The sequence below is a fragment of the Arthrobacter sp. R3-55 genome, from assembly GCF_054161505.1.
In genome coordinates this window covers 3,620,489-3,644,733 of record NZ_CP096423.1, presented here as the reverse complement: position 1 = coordinate 3,644,733, position 24,245 = coordinate 3,620,489, and the positions used below count along the sequence as shown (strand labels likewise).

The 24,245-nt window shown below is 63.1% G+C and carries 23 protein-coding genes; 16 read left to right on the top strand and 7 right to left on the bottom strand.

Going from position 1 to position 24,245, the window contains the following annotated elements; all coding sequences use genetic code 11:
- Positions 1-150: 150 nt before the first annotated feature.
- The 6 genes from M1D51_RS16665 (at position 151) to M1D51_RS16640 (ending at position 9,662) form a co-directional block, all read left to right on the top strand.
- On the top strand, positions 151-3,123 hold the full coding sequence (locus M1D51_RS16665; protein WP_458107284.1) for a glycoside hydrolase domain-containing protein: 2,973 nt from the start codon (positions 151-153) through the stop codon (positions 3,121-3,123).
- Between the two features lies 1 nt (position 3,124).
- Positions 3,125-5,086: a DUF5107 domain-containing protein gene (locus M1D51_RS16660; protein ID WP_458107283.1), complete on the top strand. Its 1,962-nt coding sequence runs from the start codon at positions 3,125-3,127 to the stop codon at positions 5,084-5,086.
- Between the two features lie 128 nt (positions 5,087-5,214).
- Positions 5,215-5,787 carry a DUF1349 domain-containing protein gene (locus tag M1D51_RS16655; protein ID WP_458107282.1) on the top strand — a complete coding sequence of 191 codons (573 nt, stop codon included), beginning with the start codon at positions 5,215-5,217 and terminating at the stop codon, positions 5,785-5,787.
- A gap of 73 nt (positions 5,788-5,860) precedes the next feature.
- Positions 5,861-8,095, top strand: coding sequence for an McrB family protein (locus M1D51_RS16650; protein ID WP_458107281.1), 2,235 nt, complete (start codon positions 5,861-5,863; stop codon positions 8,093-8,095).
- 73 nt (positions 8,096-8,168) lie between these two features.
- Entirely contained in the window at positions 8,169-9,377 is a 1,209-nt protein-coding gene (locus M1D51_RS16645; RefSeq protein WP_458107280.1) for a 5-methylcytosine restriction system specificity protein McrC, read from the top strand.
- A 45-nt stretch (positions 9,378-9,422) separates the two neighbouring features.
- Positions 9,423-9,662, top strand: a complete 240-nt coding sequence (locus tag M1D51_RS16640; protein ID WP_172324857.1) for a PLDc N-terminal domain-containing protein — start codon at positions 9,423-9,425, stop codon at positions 9,660-9,662.
- A gap of 6 nt (positions 9,663-9,668) precedes the next feature.
- Here the strand turns inward: M1D51_RS16640 and M1D51_RS16635 are convergent, their stop codons facing one another.
- Positions 9,669-11,339 (bottom strand): sensor histidine kinase, encoded by a 1,671-nt coding sequence (locus tag M1D51_RS16635; RefSeq protein WP_458107279.1) that lies wholly within the window; start codon positions 11,337-11,339, stop codon positions 9,669-9,671.
- Positions 11,340-11,438: 99 nt separating this feature from the next.
- Here M1D51_RS16635 and M1D51_RS16630 point away from each other — a divergent pair, with 99 nt between their 5' ends.
- The gene (locus M1D51_RS16630) at positions 11,439-12,182 is read left to right on the top strand and encodes a response regulator transcription factor (RefSeq protein ID WP_172324861.1); all 744 of its coding nucleotides are present in this window, start codon (positions 11,439-11,441) and stop codon (positions 12,180-12,182) included.
- A 42-nt stretch (positions 12,183-12,224) separates the two neighbouring features.
- On the opposite strand, the gene M1D51_RS16625 is transcribed toward M1D51_RS16630, so the two are convergent.
- Positions 12,225-12,602: an Hpt domain-containing protein gene (locus M1D51_RS16625; RefSeq protein ID WP_458107278.1), complete on the bottom strand. Its 378-nt coding sequence runs from the start codon at positions 12,600-12,602 to the stop codon at positions 12,225-12,227.
- Positions 12,603-12,807: 205 nt separating this feature from the next.
- On the opposite strand from M1D51_RS16625, the gene M1D51_RS16620 reads away from it, so the two are divergent.
- Positions 12,808-12,981 carry a hypothetical protein gene (locus tag M1D51_RS16620; RefSeq protein ID WP_458107277.1) on the top strand — a complete coding sequence of 58 codons (174 nt, stop codon included), beginning with the start codon at positions 12,808-12,810 and terminating at the stop codon, positions 12,979-12,981.
- 17 nt (positions 12,982-12,998) lie between these two features.
- Here the strand turns inward: M1D51_RS16620 and M1D51_RS16615 are convergent, their stop codons facing one another.
- From M1D51_RS16615 to bioB, 3 genes are read right to left on the bottom strand one after another with little or no spacing between them, the layout of a single operon-like run.
- A complete protein-coding gene (locus tag M1D51_RS16615) occupies positions 12,999-13,460 on the bottom strand; it encodes a very short patch repair endonuclease (protein ID WP_458107276.1) in 462 nt (153 codons plus the stop codon).
- Positions 13,461-13,481: 21 nt separating this feature from the next.
- A complete protein-coding gene (bsaP, locus tag M1D51_RS16610) occupies positions 13,482-13,700 on the bottom strand; it encodes a biotin synthase auxiliary protein BsaP (RefSeq protein WP_458107275.1) in 219 nt (72 codons plus the stop codon).
- Positions 13,697-14,731 (bottom strand): biotin synthase BioB, encoded by a 1,035-nt coding sequence (bioB, locus tag M1D51_RS16605; RefSeq protein WP_458107274.1) that lies wholly within the window; start codon positions 14,729-14,731, stop codon positions 13,697-13,699. The genes bsaP and bioB overlap by 4 nt, the downstream gene beginning before the upstream one ends.
- A gap of 170 nt (positions 14,732-14,901) precedes the next feature.
- Between bioB and M1D51_RS16600 the strand changes: the two genes are divergently transcribed.
- Positions 14,902-16,629, top strand: coding sequence for a purine-cytosine permease family protein (locus M1D51_RS16600; protein ID WP_458107273.1), 1,728 nt, complete (start codon positions 14,902-14,904; stop codon positions 16,627-16,629).
- An 84-nt stretch (positions 16,630-16,713) separates the two neighbouring features.
- Here the strand turns inward: M1D51_RS16600 and M1D51_RS16595 are convergent, their stop codons facing one another.
- Positions 16,714-16,899: a CsbD family protein gene (locus tag M1D51_RS16595; RefSeq protein ID WP_026005342.1), complete on the bottom strand. Its 186-nt coding sequence runs from the start codon at positions 16,897-16,899 to the stop codon at positions 16,714-16,716.
- Positions 16,900-17,008: 109 nt separating this feature from the next.
- Between M1D51_RS16595 and M1D51_RS16590 the strand changes: the two genes are divergently transcribed.
- Positions 17,009-17,995: an SDR family oxidoreductase gene (locus M1D51_RS16590; RefSeq protein WP_458107272.1), complete on the top strand. Its 987-nt coding sequence runs from the start codon at positions 17,009-17,011 to the stop codon at positions 17,993-17,995.
- 22 nt (positions 17,996-18,017) lie between these two features.
- On the opposite strand, the gene M1D51_RS16585 is transcribed toward M1D51_RS16590, so the two are convergent.
- The gene (locus tag M1D51_RS16585; protein WP_458107271.1) at positions 18,018-19,193 is read right to left on the bottom strand and encodes a zinc-dependent alcohol dehydrogenase; all 1,176 of its coding nucleotides are present in this window, start codon (positions 19,191-19,193) and stop codon (positions 18,018-18,020) included.
- Between the two features lie 133 nt (positions 19,194-19,326).
- Between M1D51_RS16585 and M1D51_RS16580 the strand changes: the two genes are divergently transcribed.
- The 6 genes from M1D51_RS16580 (at position 19,327) to M1D51_RS16555 (ending at position 24,244) form a co-directional block, all read left to right on the top strand.
- A complete protein-coding gene (locus M1D51_RS16580) occupies positions 19,327-19,530 on the top strand; it encodes a hypothetical protein (RefSeq protein WP_458107270.1) in 204 nt (67 codons plus the stop codon).
- A gap of 170 nt (positions 19,531-19,700) precedes the next feature.
- A complete protein-coding gene (locus M1D51_RS16575; protein ID WP_458107269.1) occupies positions 19,701-20,240 on the top strand; it encodes a hypothetical protein in 540 nt (179 codons plus the stop codon).
- 26 nt (positions 20,241-20,266) lie between these two features.
- On the top strand, positions 20,267-20,884 hold the full coding sequence (locus tag M1D51_RS16570) for an SIS domain-containing protein (RefSeq protein ID WP_458107268.1): 618 nt from the start codon (positions 20,267-20,269) through the stop codon (positions 20,882-20,884).
- 107 nt (positions 20,885-20,991) lie between these two features.
- Complete coding sequence (locus tag M1D51_RS16565) at positions 20,992-22,062, top strand: alkene reductase (RefSeq protein ID WP_458107267.1); 1,071 nt, start codon at positions 20,992-20,994, stop codon at positions 22,060-22,062.
- 171 nt (positions 22,063-22,233) lie between these two features.
- Positions 22,234-22,932, top strand: coding sequence for a GntR family transcriptional regulator (locus M1D51_RS16560; RefSeq protein WP_172325144.1), 699 nt, complete (start codon positions 22,234-22,236; stop codon positions 22,930-22,932).
- Between the two features lie 310 nt (positions 22,933-23,242).
- Entirely contained in the window at positions 23,243-24,244 is a 1,002-nt protein-coding gene (locus M1D51_RS16555; RefSeq protein ID WP_458107266.1) for a sugar phosphate isomerase/epimerase family protein, read from the top strand.
- Position 24,245 lies beyond the last annotated feature (1 nt).

Here is a 24,245-nt window from a genome sequence, read left to right as displayed (position 1 = left end):
CGGGATGATGTAAGGATTCACCAAATCGGTGAACAAGCCCCGAAGCTACCTTCAGGAGTACCAGCGATGCCGCTGCCCGCGCCGGTTCCGCCGGCTGTCACATCCCCTCCGCCAATCACCCAAAGCAGCAGGACAACAGGCCATCCGGAGGTGGAATGTGGAGTCGGCAGCTGGGACAAGCTGCTCTACGGAAACCACCGGTTTGTGGTTGAAGTGGCAGGCCCGGGGCAGCACAGTAGTGGTGGGAAGTCGGCGCACCGGATAATCCTCCCCTGGCGTCGGCAGGACCAGGACCAGGCGTCGGTGGATGTCGTGATCGTCTCGGAAAAGACCGGTACCCGCGTCCGGAATGTGATGGTGGAAGAGGCAACACGGGAGGCCGGAAGCATCGTTTTCGAGCCGGTTGATGGCCCGGGCACCTACTTCGTCTACTACTTGCCATATGCCATGGTGGGTAAACCCCACTATCCCCAGGCTCAGTACCTCCCACATCGCTCCTCAGCAGAACCCGCGTGGGTTGCCGGCGTCGAGCGTTCAGCGTGGGTGCCTGCAAAGAGCGTGCTGCCCCAGGCAACGGTGGTCCGCTATGAAGCCGCGAGCCAGCGCGACTCGTTTGCGCCGATGAACTTCACGGCCCGCACGGACGAGCTGGAGGAGCTCCACAGCAGGCACGCCGGCCAGGCTTTCCTGCTCTTTCCCGAGGACCGGCTGAACCCCGTGTCCATGCAGCGGGATCTGCCGGCACATTGGGCCATCAACGGCCCCTCGGACACGTTCGCCGTTACAGCCGAACCGGGGGAGGACTACGTGCTCCAAGTGGGCCTCTACGCGTTGGAGGATTTACACGGCGTGACCGTCGACGTGATCCCGCGGGCTGGTGGGCATTGCCTCAACACCGACGGCGAGGATCGTCACGGCAAACCATGGCGTAGGAAGCTGAATGTTCCGGCAGGAACGGTGCAGGCGTTGTACGTGATTCTGCCGGTCCCACAGGAAATTGCCGGAACCACCATCACGGCAACCATAGCTGTCACTGCCGCCGGCCGAGCGACCCAAGAGGTTGAGGTCAGGCTGGACGTGGCGGACGAAAGCGACGCGGACCCGGCCATCGCCGCCGGCGGCTTCGGCGATCCCCGTTACCTGCGCCGCTTGGCGTGGCTGGATTCGCGGGTGGCCCAGGACGCAGGGCTCGTCAGGCCCTACACACCCGTCATCTTGGACGAAACCAGCAGGACGTTGGGGATACTGGGCAGGTCCTTGTGCTTGGCGGAGTCGGGACTCCCGGCGCAGGTGAGGTCCACCTTCACCGCGGCCGTGACCGCAACGGATGGTTCCGCCGTCGAGCTTTTCAAGGCCCCGATGAGCCTGGACATCGACGGTATCCCATGGGCCTATTCGCCGCTTACTTTCACAGTGGAAGGGCCAGCCCGGGTCTCTTGGCGGTCCACTTGGACGGGCGGGAAGATCGGGAACGCAACGCTGAGGCTGGAACTGAACGGCGCCCTCGACGCCGATGGCGCGGTTACGTACTCGCTGCGCCTCAGCTCTGCGGGAACTTTGGACGTGTCCGACGTCGGGCTGCACCTTGCGTTTGACGAGGCTGCGGTCCCGCTCGCCATGGGATTGGGAGTGGCGGGTGGGAAACGTCCGGAATCCTTGGATTGGACGTGGGAGGTGGCGGGGAAGAACCAGGACGCGCTGTGGCTGGGGAGCGTCAATATCGGAATGCAGCTGGCACTGCGGGACGGCAACTACGAGCGTCCACTGAATACCAACTTCTACCGGGAAAAGCCGTTGGTGGAACCGCAATCCTGGGCGAACCGTCAGGAGGCCGGCTCCGAAGGCACAGTCCGCGGCGGGGTGACGCTCAGGAGCGGCGAGGGCACGGTGAGGGTCCATGCCGGAAGTGGCGCCCGTACCCTGAAGGAAGGTGAACCGCTGGACTTCGATTTCCGCCTGCTGCTGACACCGTTCAAGCCCATCCGCCCCGGCGATCACTTGGCCAAGCGCTACTTCCATGCTCCTGAAAATCCTGCGGACATCAAGGCGGCGGGAGCCACGGTGGTCAACGTCCACCATGCCACTGCGCCGGCGCCCTATATCAACGACCCTTTGCTGACTCAGGAGTCGCTGCGGAAGTACGTAGCCGAGTGTCATCGGCACGGCCTCATGGCCAAGGTGTACAACACGGTCAGGGAGCTCACGTTCCACAGCCCGGAGCTGTTGCCCTTGCTGCACCTGGATCATGAGATCTTCAGCGACGGCCCGGGCAAAGGCCACATGTGGCTGCAGGAGCATGCCGGGGACGGTTACGTGTCCGCCTGGTATGCGCCGAACGTGGAGGACATTGCGGTGGTGACCACGGGCGAGTCCCGGTGGGAGAACTTCTACGTCCGCAGCCTCCAGGAGTTGGCCTCCGGCGAGGACGGAGTAGACGGCATCTACCTCGATGACATCGCCTACGACCGCCATGCGATGCTTCGGGTCCGCAAGGTCCTTGAGTGGGCCTGTGAAGCCCGCGGCGTGGAAGGGCCGGAGATAGACCTGCACTCGGCCAACCAGTTCACGGCGCATGACGGCTTTGCGTCCTCAGCCAACCTGTACCTGGAGCATTTGCCTTACGTGGACAGGCTCTGGCTGGGGGAGTACTTCGACTACCGCACCACTGATCCGGACTATTGGCTGGTGGAACTGTCCGGGATACCTTTCGGGCTCATGGGCGAGATGCTGGAAGGAGGCGGCAACCCGTGGCGTGGAATGGTGTTCGGGATGACCGGCCGGGCACCCGCCGTCGACAACCGTCCCCTCTGGGATTTCTGGGCAGAAACCGGGCTGGCGGACGGGCAGATGCGCGGCTTCTGGGACCCCAAGTCGCCAGTGCGGACCAACCATCCGGACGTGCCGGCCACCACGTGGGTGACAGGGCGCGGCATGGTTGTAGCGCTGGCGTCGTGGGCCGGACACACTGAGCATGTGACGTTGATTTTCGACGACGACGCTACCGCCAAGAGCCGCATCGAGGCCCCGGCCATCGCCGGATTCCAAACCGCTGCGGACTACGCGCCCGGCGACGCCATCACTGTTGAGCCGCAGCGCGGCCTCCTCCTCACGATCGGATACTGACGTGGACATCACTGAAAGCTCCAACCTCACCGTTACCACCATCTCACTGACCATGGCGGATCCCGGCCCGCTGAACCCGTTGCCGGTGGTGGCAGCCGAGCTGGACCAGCCCTACACCGTGGGGGAGGGCGTGCCGGAAGAACTTCAGGCCTCGGCCCGTTACGGAGTGGTACCCAACATCTACCCGTATCTCATGCAGGACGGTTACACCCGGGAGGCGGCACCCAAGGAGCTGCCCGCCGTCGTGCTGGAGAACAACAAACTCAAGGTGACCGTCATCCCGTCCCTGGGCGGCCGCATCTGGGAGTTGTTCGATAAAGCCACCGGAAAGCAGCTCCTGCACACCCACGATGCCCCGCAGCTGGCCAACATTGCGCTGCGGAAGGCTTGGTTTGCCGGCGGGCTGGAATGGAACATCGGCACCCGTGGCCACTCGCCCACCAGTTGCGATCCCTTGCACACGGCGATCGTGCATACTGCGGATGGCAAGCACATCCTGCGCGTGTGGGAGTACGAACGGTTGCGGGAAGTAGTGTTCCAAGTGGACATGTGGTTGCCGGAGGACTCGGCTGTCCTGTTCGCTGCGGTCCGGCTCCGGAACCCGAATGACCACGACGTCCCCATGTACTGGTGGAGCAACGCCGCCATTCCGGAAACGGACCGCACACGGGTCATAGCTCCGGCGGACGAGGCCTTCGGCAGCGACTACGCCACCGATATCACCCGCGTCAGGCCCAACGACCACGAGGGGTATGACGGCACGTGGCTGGTCAACAGCCCGCACGCGGCCGACTTCTTCTTCGACATCGACCCTTCCGAGCGGCGCTGGGTTGTGGCAGCGGACGACGACGGCGACGGGCTGGCGATGCTCTCAACGGGCCTCCTGCGGGGAAAGAAGCTCTTCGTGTGGGGCCAGGGACAGGGCGGAAAACGGTGGCAGGAGTGGCTGAGCCCTGGAGCCGGACCGTATGCCGAGATCCAGGCCGGTTTGGCACAGACGCAGTTTGAACACCTCGTGATGCCCGCAGGTGCCCAGTGGGCCTGGGTGGAAGCGTACGGCAACGGGGGCCTTGATCCGGAGACCTCGCACGGTGCCGACTGGCATGCTGCCGTGGCACACGCCAGCGACCACTTGGAACAACTGCTGCCCCACGAGGAACTTGAGGCCATGCTTCCGGCAGCGATCAGCAATGCCGACGTTCCGCCGTCGGAAATATTGCTGCACGGAAGCGGCTGGGGCGTGGTGGAGCGCGCCAGGCGATTGAAGTCAGGCAAAGCCTGGGTAGATGAAAAGGGGACGCCGTTTGCGGACGAAAGCGTCACCGCCGAGCAGGAACCGTGGCTGCGGCTGCTGCAGGGAGAAGGGTTCGACGACGCGTCCAGCTTCGTCGCCGGGGCGGACTGGGAGGAGCTCCTGGCGGGGCAGGAGAACCCTGAATCAAGATTCCATCTGGCCACCATGAAGCATGCGAGGCAGGACCTGGAGGGGGCAAAAGCCCTTTATGGAGAGGTGCTGGCGGCCGGCGATGTGAGGCCCAGGACCAAGGCGCTCACACACCGGGGATTGGCATTGGCACTGCTCGCTGGGGGACAAGAACCGCAAGGACTCGCCGAACTTCGACAGAGCGTGGCGGCAGACTCCTCCCTCACAGCCCTGCTCACTGAGGCTGTCACCCTCAGCATCCGTCACGGCAATCCGTCCATGGCGCTGGAACTGATCGCATCGGCACCCCAAGAGGCCCCCGAAGTCACCTCCGAAGTAGCCTCCGGCGTCGGGCGGTTGGCGTTCCTCAAGGCGCTGGCGCTCGCGCGCACCGGGAACCCCGGCGAAGCGGCGGCAATCCTGCGCAAGGGCGTCGAGATTCCGGACCTGCGTGAAGGTGAAGACGCAATCGCCGAGTTGTGGGAAGAGGTTTGCCCCGACGAGCCTGTTCCCTTCAGCTACCAATTCGGAATGCACTAGGGATCTTTTCCGGCGGCACCGGGGTGGCGTCCCGCACCTTCGGGACAATGTCTGAAAGCGTGTTCTGCAACGTACAGCGTCGATGAACGGAGCCAGGATTGATTCCCGAAATACCAGGATTGCCGCCCATGGAGTGGACCTCATCCGCCGGACACGCCGGCTATGACGAAGCGGAGGGGGCGTTGACGCTCACGGCCGCTCCCGGCGTCGATTGGACCAACGATTCCCTGGGTGGCGAGCCCCGGCACGGCGCCACCGCGTTGGGCTTCAGGGCCCCGGCGGCCTTCTCCCTCTCGGCCCGGGTGCTGGTGGCCTCACCCAGGACAACGTTCGACGCCGGTGTGTTGACGTTGTGGGCGGACAGCGAGCACTGGGCCAAGCTCTGCTTCGAGTATTCCCCGCAAGGGGAGGCCATGGTGGTCAGCGTGGTGACCAATGGGTACTCCGACGATTCGAACGGCCCGGTGGTCACGGCGCCATGGATCTATTTACGGGTCAGCAGGGTTGGTCCGGCGTGGGCATTCCACTCCTCCTCCGATGGCAGGGAATGGTCCTTTGTCCGCCTGTTCCGGCTGGATTCGGAGAAACCCGTGCACGTCGGCTTCATGTCCCAAGCACCGATGGGACCAGGCTGTGAGGCCCGTTTTGACGCCATCGAATTGACGGAAGAACCTCCGGCAGACTTGCGCGACGGAAGTTAACCCCGGTCAGGCCGGTGGCACCGCTGCCTGTGGATATCCAGATGCCCGGATAAGCCAAACAAGGTAAGTTGGCATGGTGATTTCCTCCGTAAAACCTGCCACTGACCGTGCCCCCGGAGTCTCCAAAGAGATCGAGGACGCGGCCTGGTATGTGCTCGGTCCGGCGCTGCACGGGAGACCTTCGGCGCTGGACGGCCGGACCCTCACGTGGACCGCGGATGCCGCCGGTGAGCTGTTGGAACGGCTGGAGCGCGGGGTGGAGGACTCCAAGGCTCCCATGATGACCAACCTGCGGCAGAACCTGGAAGGCGCGTCCCGGGAGGCCAAACTGCTGGCCGTGGAATTGCTGTTCCTGCAGTCGCTGCCGCTGGCACACGAGGTCAAGTCCCTGAGGGTGAAGCGTGCCCGTGTTGCCGAGGCCGCCTCCTGGGTTGAACCGGCCATTGAGCTGCCCCGGGAACTCTATGAGGGCATGACGGACCATGGAGTGATCCGGGACCGCACTGCGGAATTCAACTGGACCATCTGGGACCACTTGAAGTGGCTGTGCCGCTTCGTGGCCCACGTGGACAGTCAAAGTACGGCCACCATCAATGAAGCGCTCGCGGACCCCTTGAAGTTCCATGAGCTTGCTGCAGCAACGCCGGAGGATCAGCCAGCCCTGCGTCGCAGCATCGAGTATTTGGTCTGGCCCGGGTACTTCGAGCCCGTGGTGGCGGATGTTGAGCGCCGGGAAATCCGGGATGCCTTCGCTTCGCTTGTGGGCGGTGCCAAGGGTGATACCGACGAGGACATCACTGCCGACATCCACCGCATCCGCCTGCACTTGGACGAGCAAGCCGGGCAGCGCATCGACTGGTATGCCCGTCAGCTGGTCAGCCAGTGGCGGAAGGTGGGTGACCCTGGCCGCAGGTCCTGGCTCCTGCGCACCCATCACGACAATGCGGATCTCCTGGCGGCCTGGGTCGCCGAGGAAAAAGCCACCTTGGACGTGGAGCATCTGCGTGCCCTCACCGCCGGTGTCACAGCTGGTGTGGTCCAGCACGCCGTGGACGAGGATTACAAGCATCTTGGCTACGTGGAACGAGAAGACACCAAGACGGCCGTTTTTGCTTTCCTGACCGTCATGAAGCCGGGCGACCTGACCTTGTACCAGCATGCCGGCCGGGTACGGGTCGGGGTGGTCCTTGGCGAGCCAGAACACCATGAAGACAACAGGCGCATCCGCCGCAAGGTGCGCTGGTTCGATGACAGCTACGCCATTCCCGAGCTTCCCCGTCATGCCCAGCGCCAGCTATCCACGCCCGGCATCATCGTGGATGTCACCAGGGTGATCCAGGCCCTGCAGGAGCTGCTCCCTGTCGAGGCCGAAACGGACGGCGAGGACGAAGCCCCGCCCACCGCCGTCGTCGAGGTTGTCCAGCAAGGCTTCCGGCCCCTGACCGAAGAGTTCGCAGCGTCCCTGCACATGGACCTCGCGCCGTTGGAGGAAATCGCGGAACTGCTCGAAGATAACCGGCAGTTGGTGCTGTACGGTCCGCCGGGAACCGGCAAGACGTACCTGGCCAAGCACCTCGCTGCCGAGCTCGCGGGAGACCACACCGATGAGCGGGTGAAGCTGGTCCAGTTCCATCCGTCGTACGCCTACGAGGATTTCTTCGAGGGTTACCGGCCGGACAAAACCGACGACGGCCAAGTGTCCTTCAAGCTCGTCGCCGGCCCGTTGCGGCGCCTGGCGGAGGAAGCTGCCAAGCCGGAAAACGCGCACAAGCCGTACTTCCTGATCATCGATGAAATGAACCGTGCCAACCTGGCCAAGGTCTTTGGTGAGCTGTACTTCCTGTTGGAGTACCGGGACGACCGCATCTATCTGCAGTACAGCCCCAACGAGCCCTTCAGCCTGCCGGACAACCTCTACATCATCGGCACCATGAATACGGCTGACCGCTCCATCGCCATGATGGATGCCGCCATCCGCCGTCGTTTTGCCTTTATTGAGCTGCACCCCAAGGAGGAGCCGATCCGCGGCACCCTGCGCCGGTTCCTTGAGGCCCGCGGGCTGGATACGCTCAATGCGGACCTGTTGGATGCACTGAACGACGCAATTGACGACTGGGACCGGAACCTGATGATCGGGCCGTCCTACTTCATGAAGAATGCTGCCCAAAACCCCACCGGACTGCGTCGGATCTGGAAGTACGAGCTCATGCCGCTGCTCGAAGAGCACTACCACGGGCAACTGAACCGGGCACAGCTGGAGGAGCGCTTCGGGCTGGACCAGTTGCTGGGACGTCTTGCAGCCCGCTAAGGCCATTCCGCCGCGGCCGGGCCGGGCGCCTGCCTCAGCGGCGAAGGCTCGTTCCGGACCCAGGCATATCGTCATGGATGAGCTCTCCGGCGGCGTGGTGGACAAATTGGACGCCCCCTCGGCAGCGTTCATCAATACCAGCGGCCTGGCCAAGGCCTCGCCCATGGGGATGGGCCTCTACCGGATTGAACCCGTGGGCAAAGTGGGCTCCGTCCGCACCGCCACGGTACAACTGGAAGTGCGTCCCAAGGATCGGCTGGGCCTGAGCCGGTTGCTCTTCCTGCTCAGTTATGCCGGTGAACAAGGGTTCCGTGACAACACCGTGGAGGCCGTGGAGCACCCGGACCTGTGGAGTGCCCTGGCGGAGTCGCTGGCGCAGTTGGCTGACCGGGCACTGAGCCGCGGAGTCCTGCAGGGGTACCTGACGGTGGAAGAGTCGCTCCGGACGGTCAAAGGCCGGATCCGGATCTCGGACCAAATCTCCCGGCGACCAGGAATGATGGTGCCGCTGGAGGTTTCCTACGACGAATTCACGGAGGACATCGCTGAGAACCGCATCCTCCGCGCTGCCCTGGAACGGATGGGGAAGGTCCCCGGTGTCCGGCCCGATGTCCTCAGCCGCTTGCGGCAGCTGAAGGGAAAGCTCGACGCCGTCACCCGGCTTCAGTCCGGAGCGCCCCTCCCGCCATGGCGGGCCAGCCGGATGAACCTGCGCTACCACGCCGTGCTCAGGCTCTCCGAAGTGATCCTGCGCAATGCTTCGGCTGAAGCCGGCGACGGCAAACAACACACGGCGTCGTTCGTGGTGGACATGTCCCGGGTGTTCGAAGAATTCGTTGGAACTGCCCTGCGTGCGGCCATGGCCACCCATCCGGGGGAGATGCGGCTCCAGTACGGGGCACTGCTCAACGAGGCCGTGCACGACTCCGACCGGCTAACCGTGCGCCCGGATGCCGTCCATTTCCTGGGTGGCCGCCCCGTGGTGGTCTACGACTCCAAGTACAAAGCAGCGGCCGACGCCGGGGCCTCCTTGAGTGCCGACCACTACCAGTTGCTGGCGTACTGTACGGCGCTCCGGGTTCCCACAGCGTGGTTGGTCTATGCCGGCCGCGGGGACGTGAAACTGCGCCGCATCCTCAACACGGACATCGACATCGTGGAGTACCCGCTGGACTTGTCGCTGCCGCCCTCGGAAATTCTTGCCGCCGTGGCTGACCTCGCTGAGCAGTCCTGGGGTGAAGTAGTACGCCAGGCCGTAGCGGGCCGATCGGCGTCGGACTAGCCTGAGAGGTAACCCGTACGCAAAGATCCGCGACAAGGAGGCATCATGGCCGGCAAGAAATCCTGGCGTGACATGAGCAAGGGACAGCGCATCTCGGTGATGGCCAGCGGCGCCCTGAACCTGGCTTTGCTGGTAGCCGCGCAGCGCAGCATCGCCAAGACCCCTGATGCGGGGATCAGGGGCAAGAAGGCGATCTGGCGCGCGGTTTCCTTTATCAACTTCTTCGGCCCGGTCAGCTACTTCCTGTTCGGTCGCCGTCGCGAGGCCGCGGGGCTGAAGAACTAGGCCTGCTCAGGCGGGCATCTTCACCGTGAAGGTGGTGCCGCGCCCTGGTTCGCTGGTCAGCGTGATGGTTCCACCGTGCGCTTCAACAATCGCCTTGCTGATGGGCAACCCCAGCCCGACACCCGGGATGGCGCTCTTGCGGACGCCTCCGGCTCGGAAGAACTTGGTGAAGGCCTCCGCTTGCTCTTCCTCATTCATGCCCATGCCGGTGTCAGTGACCCGGCAGAACACAAAGTCCTCGTCCTCCCAGGCGGCTACTTCCACGTCGCCGCCGTCGGGGGAGTATTTGATGGCGTTGGACACCAGGTTGTCCAGCACCTGGGCGATACGGGAGGAGTCAACCCGGGCTTCCAAAGCTTCCGGAATGTCCATGGAAAGCCGGATGCCGGCTTTGGCAGCGCGCGGTTCGGCGGAGGTGACGCTGCCGCGAACCAGCTCGGCGACGTCCACCGTGTGGGGCTGGATGACAATGTGGCCTGAGCGCACGGCCAAGAGATCCGAGACGAGGGTGAGCAGGCGTTCGGCGTTGCGCCGGACGATGTCCAACTGCTTGCGGGACCTCGGGTCAAGGGCGTCGGGATCGTCCATGATCAGTTCCACGTAGCCCAGGATGGACGTCAGCGGGGTGCGGAACTCGTGGGAAACGTTGGCAACAAAATCGTCCTTGGCGGCCAGGGCGTTCACCAGCTCGGTGACGTCACTGAAGACCACCACGGAACCGCCGAACTTTCCGTCGTCGTCCACCATGGGACGGGCGCTGGCCGTAAAGGCGCGCTGGTCCGGCCCGGAACCGAGCCATACCAACTGATCGGTGAAGCGTTCGCCCAGGACGGCCCGCCGCACGGGACGGCGGTCCGTGTCCAGCGGCGTGGTCCTGTCGATGTCGAAGATCAGCAGCTGGGACTCGTTGGGGTCCTCGTTATCCGGGGGAGTGGCCAAGGCATGGGTTTGGCGTTGGCGGCGGTTCATGAGGATGTCATGCCCGTCGCCGTCCACTGCCACTACACCCAGCGGCAGCGCCTCCATCACGGTATTGAGGAGCCGCTCCTGCTTGGTGCTGACCTCCAGCGCATCCTTGAGCGCCAGGTCCTTTTCCTCCAACGCCCGTTGCTGGCGGACCATGCTCAGGGTCAGGACGCTGACCGAGATCCCGATGCCGAGCATGAGGATGGGGAACAGCAGGGGTTTGGTGAGGTCCTGCTCGGTCAAGGTTCCACGAACGAACAGGGGAACCCACACGATGCCCAAGGGTCCGAGGAAGGACATGGAAATGGCCAGCTTGGGATATAGGCCCGAGGCGCACAGCCAAATGACGGGCAGCACCACCAGGACACTCAGGCCGGTGATGGACTCCAGGGCGCCCTCGCGTGCGAATCCGATGGAGACCATGTCAAGGATGGGGATGGTGAGGAAGCTGGCAAAGGGAAGCCGGTGCCAGGGCACCATCACGCACAAGGCAAGGAGCAACGCCTGGCTCAGCAGGAAGATCAGGAAGAGCGGATTCTCAAGAGTGGCCGGGAAAAACAGCCAGACCAGGATGGCAGAAATACAAACACACACCGACAACGGCAGTTGGCTGAGGACAACCCGCATTCGCAGGGTATGTTCGTGGAAAGAGCGCTGAAACACCAGGAGTTTCTTCTTTTCGCCAATATCCCAAGTCGAAGGGTGGGTCATGGCACATCCACCACGGATGCAGAAGAAAGTCGGTTCATGAGATCAGCCTAACCATAATGGATATACTTCTGAGGTTATCGAAGGGGCTGAGGGGCAGCGATGAGTGAAGTACGTGTGGGGCTGGTCATTGAAGATGACCAGGATATTCGCGAGTTGGTAAGGGTTGTCCTATCCCAGGCGGGGTTCGATGTGCACACTGCCTCCACCGGTTCCGCAGGCGTGACCTCGGCGCGGGAACTCAATCCTGATGTCATTACCCTGGACCTCGGACTCCCGGACATTGATGGCTTTGAGGTCGCCCGCCAGATCCGCAAGTCTTCCGATGCCTACATCATCATGCTGACCGCCCGTGCTGAGGAGCTTGATACCCTCATGGGCCTGGAGGCCGGCGGTGACGACTACCTCACCAAGCCGTTCCGGCCCCGCGAATTGCGAGCCCGTGTTGAAGCCATGATGCGAAGGCCCCGCGCGTCCTCGGACTCCAAGGCTGTGGCCGAAGAAGTGGATCCCGAGGTGAGCCACAACGGCCTGGCCGTCTCCGCCGGCTCCCGTACCGCCGTCCTGAACGGTAAGGAGCTGAAGCTCACCCGGACCGAGTTCGACCTCCTGCTTGCCCTGCTGGAAACCGGCCGGATTGTCCGCACCAAGGCGGACCTGGCGCGCCGCCTCCGCAACGAACCCTACGACGTCGGCAGTTACGTCAGCGACGCCGACGAGCGTGCCGTTGAGGTACACATGGGAAATCTGCGCAAGAAACTCGGCGACAGCATCCAGGCACCCCGCTGGCTTGAGACGGTCCGTGGCGTCGGTTACCGGCTCGCGCCGGCTTCGAACAACAACTAGGACAGCTGCACCACCCGGGACACGCGCACGGGCTTCCTGCGGTTAGCAGGGTGCTTGGAGTTCGCGGATCGTCGCTGGAACGAAGTGGTCGATTTCGCTGACCTGGGCAGCTAGCTCGTCCAAGTGATCCCCGTTGGGCAGCAGCCGGATGCTGATTTCCAACTCCCTGGCCAGACGGTTCATGCAGATGGCACCCACCATGTGGCTGGAGGTCTTCAGGCTTAGTACAGCGTCCATGGCGTCTTCGATGTCCCGGTTTTCCAAGGCATGGTGGAGCCGGTCAACCCGCCATGGCAGAAGCTCAACGTAGTTGCGGACGAAGGTGTTGATGATGGCTTGGTCCCCGCCAAGCTCGGCCTGGAGTCCGGTGAGAACGGTGCGATCCACCAGGGAGTCAGTGCACTCGTCATACTCAGACACCAGACTCCTCCCGCCTCCAAACAATAGATTCACGATTCAACAGTAGAACCCCGTGAAGCAGGGAAGCGTCATAAAACGAAAGCTTGATCCAATCTTGAGCGGACTCAGAGGGAGTCTTGATTGCCGGCCCCCAGAGTAGGACAAGCAGAGGCAAGATCACGGATCCGGGGGATTCCGGGGCTTGTATCAGGGAACGGGAAAAAGCATGAACAGCAGCGCGCGTCCATCACCAGGACTGATGGTCATCATCGTCTTTTGCATGACCGTCCTCCTTGGCATCGGCGGGACTGCTGCCTACGCACTGTGGGAGCAGGGCGCCCATCCTGCGGGCAAAGACCGGACCGTCAACTCTGCCCCGTCAGTCACCTCCGCGCCCTAGTTCACTGGCTGTTGAGTTCACTGGCCATTGAGTTCACTGGCCGTTGAGGCTGCCCCCAGGAACTGGGTGAGCCTCTCTTCGAGCGCTGACTGATCCTTCAGTTCACACTCCCACACCGTCAATACCTCCCAGCCCTCCACGGCCAGTTGCTCACGTTGCAGGGCGTCGCGTTGGCGGGTGCGGTTGCGCTTGGCCTCCCAGAACTCCGCATTTGCCGCCGGCGCGTGCTGGCCTGCCCGGCAGTCATGGAAGTGCCAGAAACAGCCGTTGACAAAGATGACTTTGCGACGCCCCGCGAACACGAGGTCGGGCCGGCCCGGCAGCTTGGCGGCACCGGCCTGCCCGTGCAGCCGGTAGCGATACCCCTTGGCATGCAGGACCCTGCGCACCAGCAACTCGGGTTTGGTATTCTTGCCGCGTATTTTGGACATGTTGCGGCTGCGTTGCTCCGGCGTCAGGAGATCCCGGCTCTGGCCCATAGGTCCAGCCTACCCAGGTGTTTATGATCCCAGCCTGCCGTGCCGGGAGCATTCAGCGGTCCAGCCCAGTGGTGTGACCTGGACCTTCATGCGACGCCGGCACTGCGGGCAAAAGCGGGGCGGCTCCATTGCCAGCCGCTGTTGGCATCCTTGGTGAGCGTCCGACGTCGGACTGTCACTTCCGGCGACGGCCTCACCGCCGCAGTGCCCGCAGTACGGCGGGGCTGGTGCCGCAGTCACAGCGACTTCTGGAATTCCTTGATGGGCATGTTCAGCTCCACCAGCAGGTTCAGGTCCGCGTTTGCCGGCCGGCCCAGTGTAGTGAGGTAGTTGCCCACGATGACTGCGTTGATGCCACCGAGCAAGCCGTCGCGGGTGCCGAGATCGCCCAAAGTCAGTTCGCGGCCGCCGGCGTACCGGAGAACAGTGCGGGGCATGGCGAGTCGGAAGGCGGCGATGGCACGGAGGGCGTCCTTGCCGTCCATGATTCCTTGGTTTTCCAAGGGGGTGCCGGGGCGCGGATTGAGGAAGTTGAGCGGGACTTCGTGGGGTTCAAGGGCAGCGAGCTGGGCTGCGAGTTCGGCCCGCTGGGCCACTGATTCGCCCATTCCGATCAAGGCCCCGCAGCACAGCTCCATGCCTGCTGCCTTGACCATGGCGCAGGTCTCCAACCGTTCCTCGTAGCTATGGGTGGTGACGACCTCGGGGAAGTAACTGCGGGCAGTTTCCAGGTTGTGGTTGTAGCGGTGGACGCCCCACTCGGCCAGCTGGTCCACTTGGCGCTGCGTCAGCATGCCCAGGGAGCACGCAATGTTGATGTCCACTTCTTCGCGGATGCGGTCGATCGCAAATTTGATCTGGTTCATGAGCTTGATGTCCGGACCCCGGACGGCTGCGACGATGCAGAACTCGGTGGCACCGGTGGCGGCGGTTTCCTTGGCGGCCTTGACCAGCTCCGGAATGTCCAGCCACACACCGCGGACGGGGGAGTCGAACAGGCCGGACTGGCTGCAGAAATGGCAATCCTCGGGGCAGCCGCCGGTTTTGATGGAGATGATGCCTTCCACTTCCACGTCCTCTCCGCAGTGCTTGAGGCGAACCTCGTGGGCAAGCTGAAGGGCTGCGGGAACGGCGTCATCGGGAAGTTCCAGGATCTCTTTCAGTTGGGCCTCGTTCAGGCCCTCCCCGCGTTCCAGGACCTGCTGCCGGGCGGTGTCCAGGATGGCGTAGGAGCTGGTGTTTTGGGCTTCATGCGTTGCTTGGCTGGTCATGTCCTTGACGGTATCGGCGCTGGTGGGAGGCGGTTTTGTGGGGTGTGGACAAACCCAAGGCGGGTGGTTTTGGGAGAAGTTACAACCGTGAAACATGGACGTGACTGAATTGACGCGCTGCGTGACTAGCGTCGTGGGCGAGGCAACCTCCCCGACGAAAGCGACCACGAATGATCGACGACAAGACCAGTACCGCCACACTGGAGCCGACGACGGCGGCCCGCACCGCCGTCGGGCCCGGCACGGCGGCTGCACCAGCGGCAGGCAACGCCGACGCCATGAGTGCTGCGAAGGAGAGCCTGGAGGATTACACGCTCCGGTTCGCTCCGCGTTCGTATCGAAAGTGGAGTGCCGGCGTGGTGGCCACCAGCGCCTTGGGCGGCATCGCGTACCTGGCCGATTTCTCCATCGGGGCGAACATCGGCATCGCCTACGGCACGGTGAACGCGATCTTCGGCATTATTGTGGCCGCGGTGATCATTTTCACCACGGGTTTCCCGCTGGCCTACTACGCCGCGCGCTACAACATCGACTTGGACCTCATCACCCGTGGCTCGGGGTTCGGCTACTACGGCTCGGTGGTTACCAACATCATCTTTGCCACATTCACCTTCATCTTCTTCGCACTCGAAGGCTCCATCATGGCCCAAGGCCTGCAGCTGGGCCTCGGTATCCCGCAATGGATCGGCTATGCGGTCTCCACCATCATCATCATTCCGTTGGTGATTTACGGGATGAAGACGCTCGCCACGTTGCAGGTATGGACTACGCCCCTATGGCTGCTGCTCATGGTGGTTCCGGTTGGCTACCTGCTCCTGTCCCACCCGGAAAGCATTGATGCCTTCTTCGCTTTCACGGGTGCTTCCGGCCAGGGTGGCCCCAACCTCGCATCAGTGATGCTGGCCGCCGGTGTCTGCCTGTCGCTGATGGCCCAGATTGCCGAGCAGATCGACTATCTTCGCTTCATGCCACCCAAGACCGCCGAAAACAAGGGTGCTTGGTGGCGTGCGGTGATCCTTGCCGGACCGGGCTGGGTCATCTTCGGCGCCATCAAGCAGATCATTGGCCTGTTCATCGCCATCTACCTGATCGCCAAGCTCGACCCCGCCGCAGCTGTCCACGCGAACGAACCCGTCCACCAGTTCCTGGGCGTCTATGAAGAAATGATGCCGGCGTGGCTGGCGATGACCCTGGCCGTGGTGCTGGTGGTCATTTCCCAGATCAAGATCAACGTCACTAACGCCTACTCCGGTTCGCTGGCCTGGACCAACTCATTCACGCGCATCACCAAGACCTACCCCGGCCGCATGGTGTTCGTGGTGGTCAACCTGGTGATCGCGCTGGTCCTGATGGAGTCGAACATGTTCGAGTTCCTCAACACCATCCTGGGTTTCTACGCCAACTGCGCCATGGCCTGGGTGGTCACGGTGGCCTCCGATATTGCCATCAACAAGTACCTCCTGAAGATCTCGCCCAAGGTTCCGGAGTTCCGCCGCGGGATGCTCTACGCCGTCAATCCGGTGGGCTTCGTGTCCATGCTGGTGTCTGCGGGCGTTTCCATCGCGGTGTTCTTCGGGGTATTCGGCTCAGCGGTGCAGCCGTTCTCGCCCATCTTCGCTGTGGGCCTGGCGCTGGTGCTGCCGCCGGTGCTCGCTCTTGCCACGAAGGGGCGCTACTACTTGCGCCGCACTGACGACGGCATTGACCTTCCCATGTTTGACGCCGACGGCAACCCCAGCGATGCCAAGCTGCTCTGCCACGTCACCGGCCTGGAGTTCGAACGGCCGGACATGCTCCGGTCAGGTCAGGACGGGCCCGATGGCGAGCCCCAGTACATCTCGTCCCTCGCGTTGTCCACGGATAAGTCGGGCGCCCTGGTGCTGCCGGCCCAAAAGTAACCCCCCACGCGAACGCCCCGGCTTCCTTTATCGGAGCCGGGGCGTTGTGCTGTGTGGTTCTTGTTTTTGTTTGTCGCCGGGGGCCTACTTGTCGAAGGCGTCCTTCGCGGTGTCCTTGACGTTCTCGCCGGCCTGCTTGGTCTTGGCGGCCGCCTGATCAGCTACACCCTCAGCCTGCAGTTTCTCGTTATTGGTGGCGTCACCCAAGGCTTCCTTCGCCTTGCCCGTAACTTCCTGTGCCTTGTTGCTGATCTTGTCTCCGAGTCCCATGGGACCTCCTTCGATGTAATCCAACGCTGACAATCGCTAGGCTAGCGAGCGATTCTGGGTACTTCCTGAACAGACTCCCCAAAATAGTCAGCATGCTTACACTGAGAGCATGGCTGAGGAAATCCGAAACGAGCAAACGGAGCAAACAGACTTGGACGAGGACATCGCCATGGCTTTGGTCAATAAGGTGGTCTCCGAGTCCTATGATCCTGACGAAGAGGCCTCGGATCCCCGTAGCAGGTACCCGTCCGGGGAGTTCGAGCCGCAAACCCAGGAGTACCCCGGCTGGACCGAAGCCATGAATCCGAGGCCGGACCATGGCGAGCAGAGCTACGTCGGCCACCAGCGCCTGATCGGCCGGCGCACGTTGATCACCGGCGGCGACAGTGGAATCGGTAAGGCCGTGGCCATCGCCTTTGCGCGCGAAGGAGCGGATGTCGCCTTCACCTATCTGCCCGAAGAAGAACAGGACGCCGAGCACACGGTCCAAGTGATCGAGGACGCCGGCAGCAGGGCCCTGGCCTTGCCCGGAGACTTGCGGGACGAAGAATTCTGCCAGGAAGTCATCGCCCAGACCCTGACCGAGTTCGGCGGCCTCAACGTCCTGGTCAATAACGCCGGGTTCCAGATGACCACAAACCAAGGAATTGAAGACCTCAGCACCGAGCAGTTCGACAGGACGTTCAAGACCAACGTTTACGCGTTGTTCTGGCTCACCAAAGCCGCCCTTCCGCACCTGCAGCCCGGTGCCGCCATCATCAACACCTCGTCCATCCAGGGCTACCACCCCAGTCCGGCGTTGGTGGATTATGCCGCCACCAAGGCCGCCATCAACAGCATGACCTTTTCCTTGGCCGAAGCCCTGGGTCCGAAGGGGATCAGGGTCAACGCGGTGGCCCCCGGCCCTGTATGGACCCCGCTCCAACCGCCCACCCAGCCGGCGGGAAAGATCCAAAAGTTCGGCCAGGACACCCCGCTGGGCCGGCCGGGGCAACCTGCCGAACTAGCCTCAACCTACGTGTTGTTGGCCAGTGAGGACTCCAGTTTTATCTCGGGTTCGGTCATCGGAGTGACCGGCGGCAAACACCTGGCCTGACCGGAAGGGTTTCAAGCGAACGTCAGGGCTTGAGGACTACTTTGATGCACCCGTCCTGCTTCTTCTGGAACTTCTCATAAAGCGCCGGCGCTTCATCAAGGGAACCGGTGTGGGTGACCAGATGCATCACTCCCAGCGGATCGGCGTCGTCCTCCACCAAGGGGAGCAGGTCATCGATCCAGCGCCGTACGTTGCATTGACCCATACGGAGTTGGATCTGCTTGTCGAACATGGTCATCAGGGGCATGGGATCGGCCTGGCCGCCATAGACCCCGCTCAGTGAAACAGTCCCGCCGCGGCGCACCAGGTCCACGGATGTGTGGAGCGCGGCAAGCCGATCGACACTCATGGTCTCCATGGCAACCTGTGCCGGTTTGTCAGGGAGCAAAGAGACGGCCCGGTGAAGGAAGGATGCCACAGGGGAACCGTGCGCTTCCATCCCCACGGCGTCCACCACTGCATCCGGGCCCCGGCCCAGCGTCTCCTCCCGGATTTTCCCGGCGACGTCCGAGCTGTAATCAAAGGGTTCCACGCCGTGCTGTTCGGCCATGGCGCGACGCTCGGGAACAGGGTCCACGCCGATCACCCGGAACCCTTTGTGCACTCCTATCCTCGCGGCAAACTGGCCAACGGGACCGAGTCCAAGCACGGCCAGGGTGCCGCCGTCGGGGACGTTGGCATACTGGACTGCCTGCCACGCAGTGGGAAGGATGTCGGAGAGGAAGAGATAACGCTCGTCGGGGGCGTCGGAATCGACTGTGACGGGCCCGTAATCCGCGAATGGAACGCGCAAATACTGTGCCTGCCCGCCGGGAACGGATCCATACAACTCGGAATAGCCAAACAGCGCCGCCCCTGATCCTTTCGCGGTGACCTGGGTGGTTTCGCACTGGGATTGGAGGCCTTGGTTGCACATATGGCAGTGCCCGCAGGAGATGTTGAACGGCACCACCACGCGGTCGCCCTTCTTGAGCCGGTGGACCCCGGAACCGACTTCTTCCACGATTCCCATGGGCTCATGGCCAACGACGTCGCCCTTGTGCATGTAGGGTCCCAGGACTTCGTAGAGATGGAGGTCCGAGCCGCAAATAGCTGTGGAGGTAATGCGGACAATTGCGTCCGTTGGTTCCTGGATGGAGGGATCGGGGACTTCTTCGACGCTCATTGAGCGCCGGCCTTGCCATGTCACTGCTTTCACAAGTTGGTTCTCCCTGCGTTTCGGCTGGGTGGGTCCCGCCCTGCTGGAGACCCCTCCAGCGAAGCAGAGATGGAACCTGCGCACAAGACCCGGCAACCTCGACACCGCCGCGGAGCAGGCTTAGATTGTGGCTATGAGCGAAGAACCGAGCGAAGCTGAAGCCACGCCTTCCGACACCTCATCGCAGGAGGCGCCTGCCGCCGTCGAGCATGACAAAACCGGCGCCGGTACCGGCGACTTCACCACCGAAGTAGACCCCACGTTCGTTCCGGACGAAAGCGGCGAAACGCCGGAAGAAAAGCGGGCCAGGGAACACCCGGAGGCGACCGGCAGCTAACGCCTGCGCTGCACTGAAAACCACGTTCGACGCAGCCACTCCAGCAGCGTCTGCCAGTCACCATCGCCAAATTTTAGTAAGCAACCTGATTGTTGGTGTTAAGATGGGTGGAGGGAGAACGTGGGCCACGGGCGGCGCCCACACAAGCCGCCCACCAGGAGGTAGTGCACATGGATACAGGACAACTGGTTCTCATCATCGTGTTGGCCGTCGTTGTTATTGCCGTGGTGATCGTCGCGGTGGTCATCGGACGCCGCAAGAAGGCCGAGGTCAACCGGCATCGGGCTGCGGAACTGCGGGAGAAAGCAGCCGAGGAAGCCATCGGAGCACACCAGGCCAAAGCTGAGTCTGCGCAAGCGGAAGCAGCCGCGCTTCAGGCCGAGGTGGAGGCCAACCGCCTCCGTAAGGACGCAGAACGCCACGCTGAAAAGGCCGGCGAAGCCCACAACCGTGTTGAAGAGCACCTTCGTCATGCCGACAAACTGGACCCCAATGCACAGGCTGACCGGGACCGTACAGGTGACCGCGACCGTTCGGGTGACCGGGGCCGCGCCGACGGCAGGAATGACGGGCGCGATCGCGACCGTTCCACCGATGCGACCGCCGACGGCGGTGAGCGCCTGGCCCGGGACCGGAGCGGACGTGACGGTGCGGCGCGTGACGGTGCGGCGCGCGACGGTTCAACGCGTGAGGGCGACAGGAATTTGTAGTTTCAACGGAGAAACGGAGGCAGGAAGTGAGCATCGTTGTGAGGCGGACAGGTCAGGCGGTGCGCTCGGCTGAGTCGAAAGCGAGCCGGCACGCAGTTGATGTGGTTCTGGGGCATCTGGGCGAGATAGGGCCGGCGGTAGCGGCGCTTCGACGAGAGTCCTCGAGGCTGGCTGAATGGGGTGAAGAGTTGGCGCGGGTGCGCCGCCGTGGAGGCAGCGTCTTCGCGGCCGGAAGCGATGGTTCGGCACATGAAGCCCAGAGGTTCACCTCCGAGCTGGCCGCGCACGACCCCGGCGACGGCGCCACGTTCAAGGCCATCTCCCTGTCCAAGAACCCGGAGGCTGATGGCGCAGGAAGCATCAGCGCCCAAATCTCGCATCAGGTACGCAGCGGCGACATCGTGGTCCTGCTCGCGGCAAAAGGGATCACTGAGGATTTGCGTGATGCTGCCGCCTCCGCAAAATCCAAGGGCGCCCGGGTGTGGGCCTTGACCGGCAGGGATTCGAGGGACTTGGCCCAGTCCGTAAACGAGGCCATTTGCGTCAACACGGACCCCGCCCACGCTGAGGAAGCGCACCTGGTGGCCGTTTTGGCGCTGTGCGAGTGCTTTGACGACGCGTTGAAGGGCGCCAACCCGGAGTAGTGCGGCAGGCCTGCTGCACTTCGTGTGATCTGCGCCTCCTTCGGAATAGTTGCAGACGCCATGCAGTTGCGCAATATGAACCTGATTCATTCTGAAAGGAACTGCGCATGCTGTTTTCTCCTCTGGCCCTCGGTGAGCTCGAACTTTCCAACCGACTTGTCATGGCGCCCTTGACGCGTCTGCGCGCAGGCCAGAATGGCGTGCCGGGTCCGTTGATCGCCGAGCACTACCGGCAGAGGGCGTCCCTGGGGCTGATCGTCAGCGAAGGAACGTACCCCGTTCACGCCGGCCAGTCCTATCCGGGACAGCCGGGACTGGTCTCCGAGGAGCAGATTGCCGGCTGGAAGACGGTCACCGACGGCGTTCACGCTGAGGGCGGCCGCATCTTCGCGCAGATCATGCACGGAGGCCGCGTCTCGCACGCCGACATCACCGGCGGCCACGAGATTGTGGGCCCCAGTGCTGTTGCCATCGACGGCGAGGTCCGCACCCCCAACGGCAAGCAGCCCTACCCGGTTCCGCGCGAACTGCGCACCGACGAGCTCCCGGCAGTTATCCAGGAAATTGTCACCGCTTCCAAGAACGCCATCGAGGCGGGATTCGACGGCGTTGAGCTTCACTCCGCCAACGGTTACCTGCTGCACGAATTCCTTGCCCCCAACTCCAACGTGCGCACGGACAGCTACGGCGGCTCCCCGGAGAACCGGGCACGCTTCGTCATCGAGACTGTCAACGCCGTGGTGGAGGCCCTCGGCGCCAACCGGGTTGGCATCCGCATTTCCCCCGAACACAACGTGCAGGGCATCGCAGAAACCGATGCTGCCGACGTCCGGGCAACGTACCAGGTACTGGTGGACACCATCGCCCCGCTGAACCTGGCGTACCTGAGCATCCTGCACCACGATCCCAAGAGCTCCCTGGTTCAGGACCTCCGTGAGCGGTTCAACGGAACGTTCCTGGTCAACACCGGCTTCAGCGAAATCACTACCCGGGACGAAGCTTTCGCCATCATCGAAAACGGCCTCGCCGATGCCGTAGTGGTGGGCCGCCCTGCCATCGCCAACCCGGACCTCGCCCGCCGCTGGCGCGAAAGCCTGCCGCTCAACGAGCCGGACGCTTCCACCTTCTACGCTGACGGCGCCGAGGGCTACACGGACTACCCGTTCTACGCGAACTAAACGCTCCGCCCCCGCTTGATGGGGAGAACCCAAGCAAAACCACGACGTCGGCACTCTCGTGAGTGCCGGCGTCGTGGTTTAACGTGTGGCCGCCTGGGGATTGGCCGCCCATGCGCAATGTGACGGAGCCGCGTCCCGGGCCATGAGCGCGGATTCCTATAGGATTTGTGCATGTCTGATCCTTCTCCGGCTGTTGCCCGCGCTGGTTTTCCCGTCAGCCGCCAAGTGCTGGCCGACCACGTCTACGAAGCCCTCCTCGAGTGGCTCATGGATGGGCGGCTTGAGCCCGGAGCAGCAGTGAGCATCGACGGGATGGCTCGGGAACTGGACGTCTCGCCAACTCCGGTGCGCGAGGCTTTGGCGCGTTTGGAACACACGGGGATGGTCCGACGTGTGGCGTTGAAGGGTTACCGGGTGGCTCCGGTCTTCACCCGCGAGGATTTCGCCGAACTCATGGAAGCCCGCTTGTCCATTGAACCGGTCAATGCCCGGCTTGCCTGTTCCCGGATGACGCCCGAAGGCCTGGACGCGCTGAAGCAAGCGGTTGAGGATCTGAAGACCGCACCGCGTGGCGGCACTTTCGCTGAATATCGCAGCTACCTCGAAGCTGATGAACGCTTCCATCAACTCATCGCTGCGCAGGCCAACAATCAGTTCCTGCTGGCGGCCTACAACACGCTGGGCGGCCAGATCCAGCGTTTCCGGCTGTTCGGGGGAGTGGGTATCACCGACGCCGAGCAGGCCATTGCCGAGCACCAGGCCGTACTGGATGCCATGACCAGCGGCGACCCCGGGAAGGCCGCGGAAATGATGGTGGACCACGTGGAAAAGGTCCGTGGACGAGCGATGGCCGACGCTCCGGAGGAGTAAGCCCAACGTTCCGTCCCGGCTCGCACCCGTTTCCGCCGTGCGCGCCCGTTCGTGGTTGATGGCGCACCCTTTTGCGCCGAATGCACCAGTGGTTACGGGTGCATTTGGCGGTAGGGGTAGCGACGGTTCGAAGGGCGCCCGCCCACCCCACTGGACGTTCACCGCTCCCATGAGCTGAGCACACCCAAGTGACCCCCTTCACATCTAAATGTATGACATATAGGATCTAGGAAGTTTCTGAAAAGGGTTGACAGCACTGCTTGATTCGTAAATCCTATAGGAAACAGGATTCCACGAAGGAGTGAACACCATGGCTTACACTGCCGAGAATTGGCCCATTACTGCGGCCCTCCTGCAGTTCCCCGGCACGGACGCCGCGGGCCGGCACGTCAACGACGCCGACGCTTCGGCGTGGGCGGCCGTTCTCCAGGAAGTGAAGGAAGCCGGCTTCACCAACGCGGACCTCACCGACAGTTGGGTTCGCCCGGGCGACCTCAGCAAGGAGCGCCTCGCAGAGTTCAAGCAAACCGCGGACGAAGTGGGCATTGGCGTACCGGTCATCTCCGCTATCCGCCGCAGCGTTATCCACGCCACCGACTGGGCTGACAACCTTGCCTACAGCCACCGCACCATCGACGCCGCTGCCGAACTCGGCTGCGAGGTTGTCTCCTTCGGGCTTCACCAGGCCATCACCCCTGAGCAGCAAAAGCAGCTGTGGTTCTGGACCGTGGAGGGTTACAAGGATCCGGTGGGTGACCAGGAAATGTGGAGCAACGCCGTCTCCCGGATCCGGGAACTCGGGAAGCACGCCGCAGAGGCCGGCATCCTGATCTCGCTGGAAATGTACGAGGACACCTACCTCGGAACCGCGGACTCCTCTGTCCAGCTGGTCCAGGACATCGGCTTGGACAACGTGGGCCTCAACCCGGATATCGGCAACCTGATCCGCCTGCACCGCCCCATCGAGGACTGGCGCGAGATGGTGGCCAAGACCCTCCCGTACTCCAACTACTGGCACATGAAGAACTACATCCGCGACGAAGACGTAGCCCGCGACAGCTACATCACCATGCCGGCCCCCATGGAAAGCGGTCTGATCAACTACCGCGAGGCGTTCAAGTTCGCGTTGTCCGTAGGCTTCCAGGGAATCCTCTGCACCGAGCACTACGGCGGAGATGGCTTGAGCGTCACGGCCAGCAACCAGGACTACCTGCGCCGCCATGTCCTGCCGAAGACCGAGGGCTACGAGCTCGGCAAGAGCCAAGTAGCCCAGGGACGCCAGGTGCCGGTAACCGAGCTCGCAGGAGTCTAGG

Excerpts from the sequence above, each read along its gene's own strand:
- M1D51_RS16650 (WP_458107281.1), top strand. The coding sequence starts at position 5,861 with ATGGTGATTTCCTCCGTAAAACCTGCCACTGACCGTGCCCCCGGAGTC.
- M1D51_RS16560 (WP_172325144.1), top strand. The coding sequence starts at position 22,234 with ATGTCTGATCCTTCTCCGGCTGTTGCCCGCGCTGGTTTTCCCGTCAGC.
- M1D51_RS16640 (WP_172324857.1), top strand. The coding sequence starts at position 9,423 with ATGGCCGGCAAGAAATCCTGGCGTGACATGAGCAAGGGACAGCGCATC.
- M1D51_RS16575 (WP_458107269.1), top strand. The coding sequence starts at position 19,701 with ATGGATACAGGACAACTGGTTCTCATCATCGTGTTGGCCGTCGTTGTT.
- M1D51_RS16655 (WP_458107282.1), top strand. The coding sequence starts at position 5,215 with ATGGAGTGGACCTCATCCGCCGGACACGCCGGCTATGACGAAGCGGAG.
- M1D51_RS16580 (WP_458107270.1), top strand. The coding sequence starts at position 19,327 with ATGAGCGAAGAACCGAGCGAAGCTGAAGCCACGCCTTCCGACACCTCA.
- M1D51_RS16620 (WP_458107277.1), top strand. The coding sequence starts at position 12,808 with ATGAACAGCAGCGCGCGTCCATCACCAGGACTGATGGTCATCATCGTC.
- M1D51_RS16645 (WP_458107280.1), top strand. The coding sequence starts at position 8,169 with ATGGATGAGCTCTCCGGCGGCGTGGTGGACAAATTGGACGCCCCCTCG.
- M1D51_RS16630 (WP_172324861.1), top strand. The coding sequence starts at position 11,439 with ATGAGTGAAGTACGTGTGGGGCTGGTCATTGAAGATGACCAGGATATT.
- M1D51_RS16565 (WP_458107267.1), top strand. The coding sequence starts at position 20,992 with ATGCTGTTTTCTCCTCTGGCCCTCGGTGAGCTCGAACTTTCCAACCGA.
- M1D51_RS16635 (WP_458107279.1), bottom strand. The coding sequence starts at position 11,339 with ATGACCCACCCTTCGACTTGGGATATTGGCGAAAAGAAGAAACTCCTG.
- bioB (WP_458107274.1), bottom strand. The coding sequence starts at position 14,731 with ATGACCAGCCAAGCAACGCATGAAGCCCAAAACACCAGCTCCTACGCC.
- M1D51_RS16595 (WP_026005342.1), bottom strand. The coding sequence starts at position 16,899 with ATGGGACTCGGAGACAAGATCAGCAACAAGGCACAGGAAGTTACGGGC.
- M1D51_RS16555 (WP_458107266.1), top strand. The coding sequence starts at position 23,243 with ATGGCTTACACTGCCGAGAATTGGCCCATTACTGCGGCCCTCCTGCAG.
- M1D51_RS16615 (WP_458107276.1), bottom strand. The coding sequence starts at position 13,460 with ATGGGCCAGAGCCGGGATCTCCTGACGCCGGAGCAACGCAGCCGCAAC.
- M1D51_RS16590 (WP_458107272.1), top strand. The coding sequence starts at position 17,009 with ATGGCTGAGGAAATCCGAAACGAGCAAACGGAGCAAACAGACTTGGAC.
- M1D51_RS16600 (WP_458107273.1), top strand. The coding sequence starts at position 14,902 with ATGATCGACGACAAGACCAGTACCGCCACACTGGAGCCGACGACGGCG.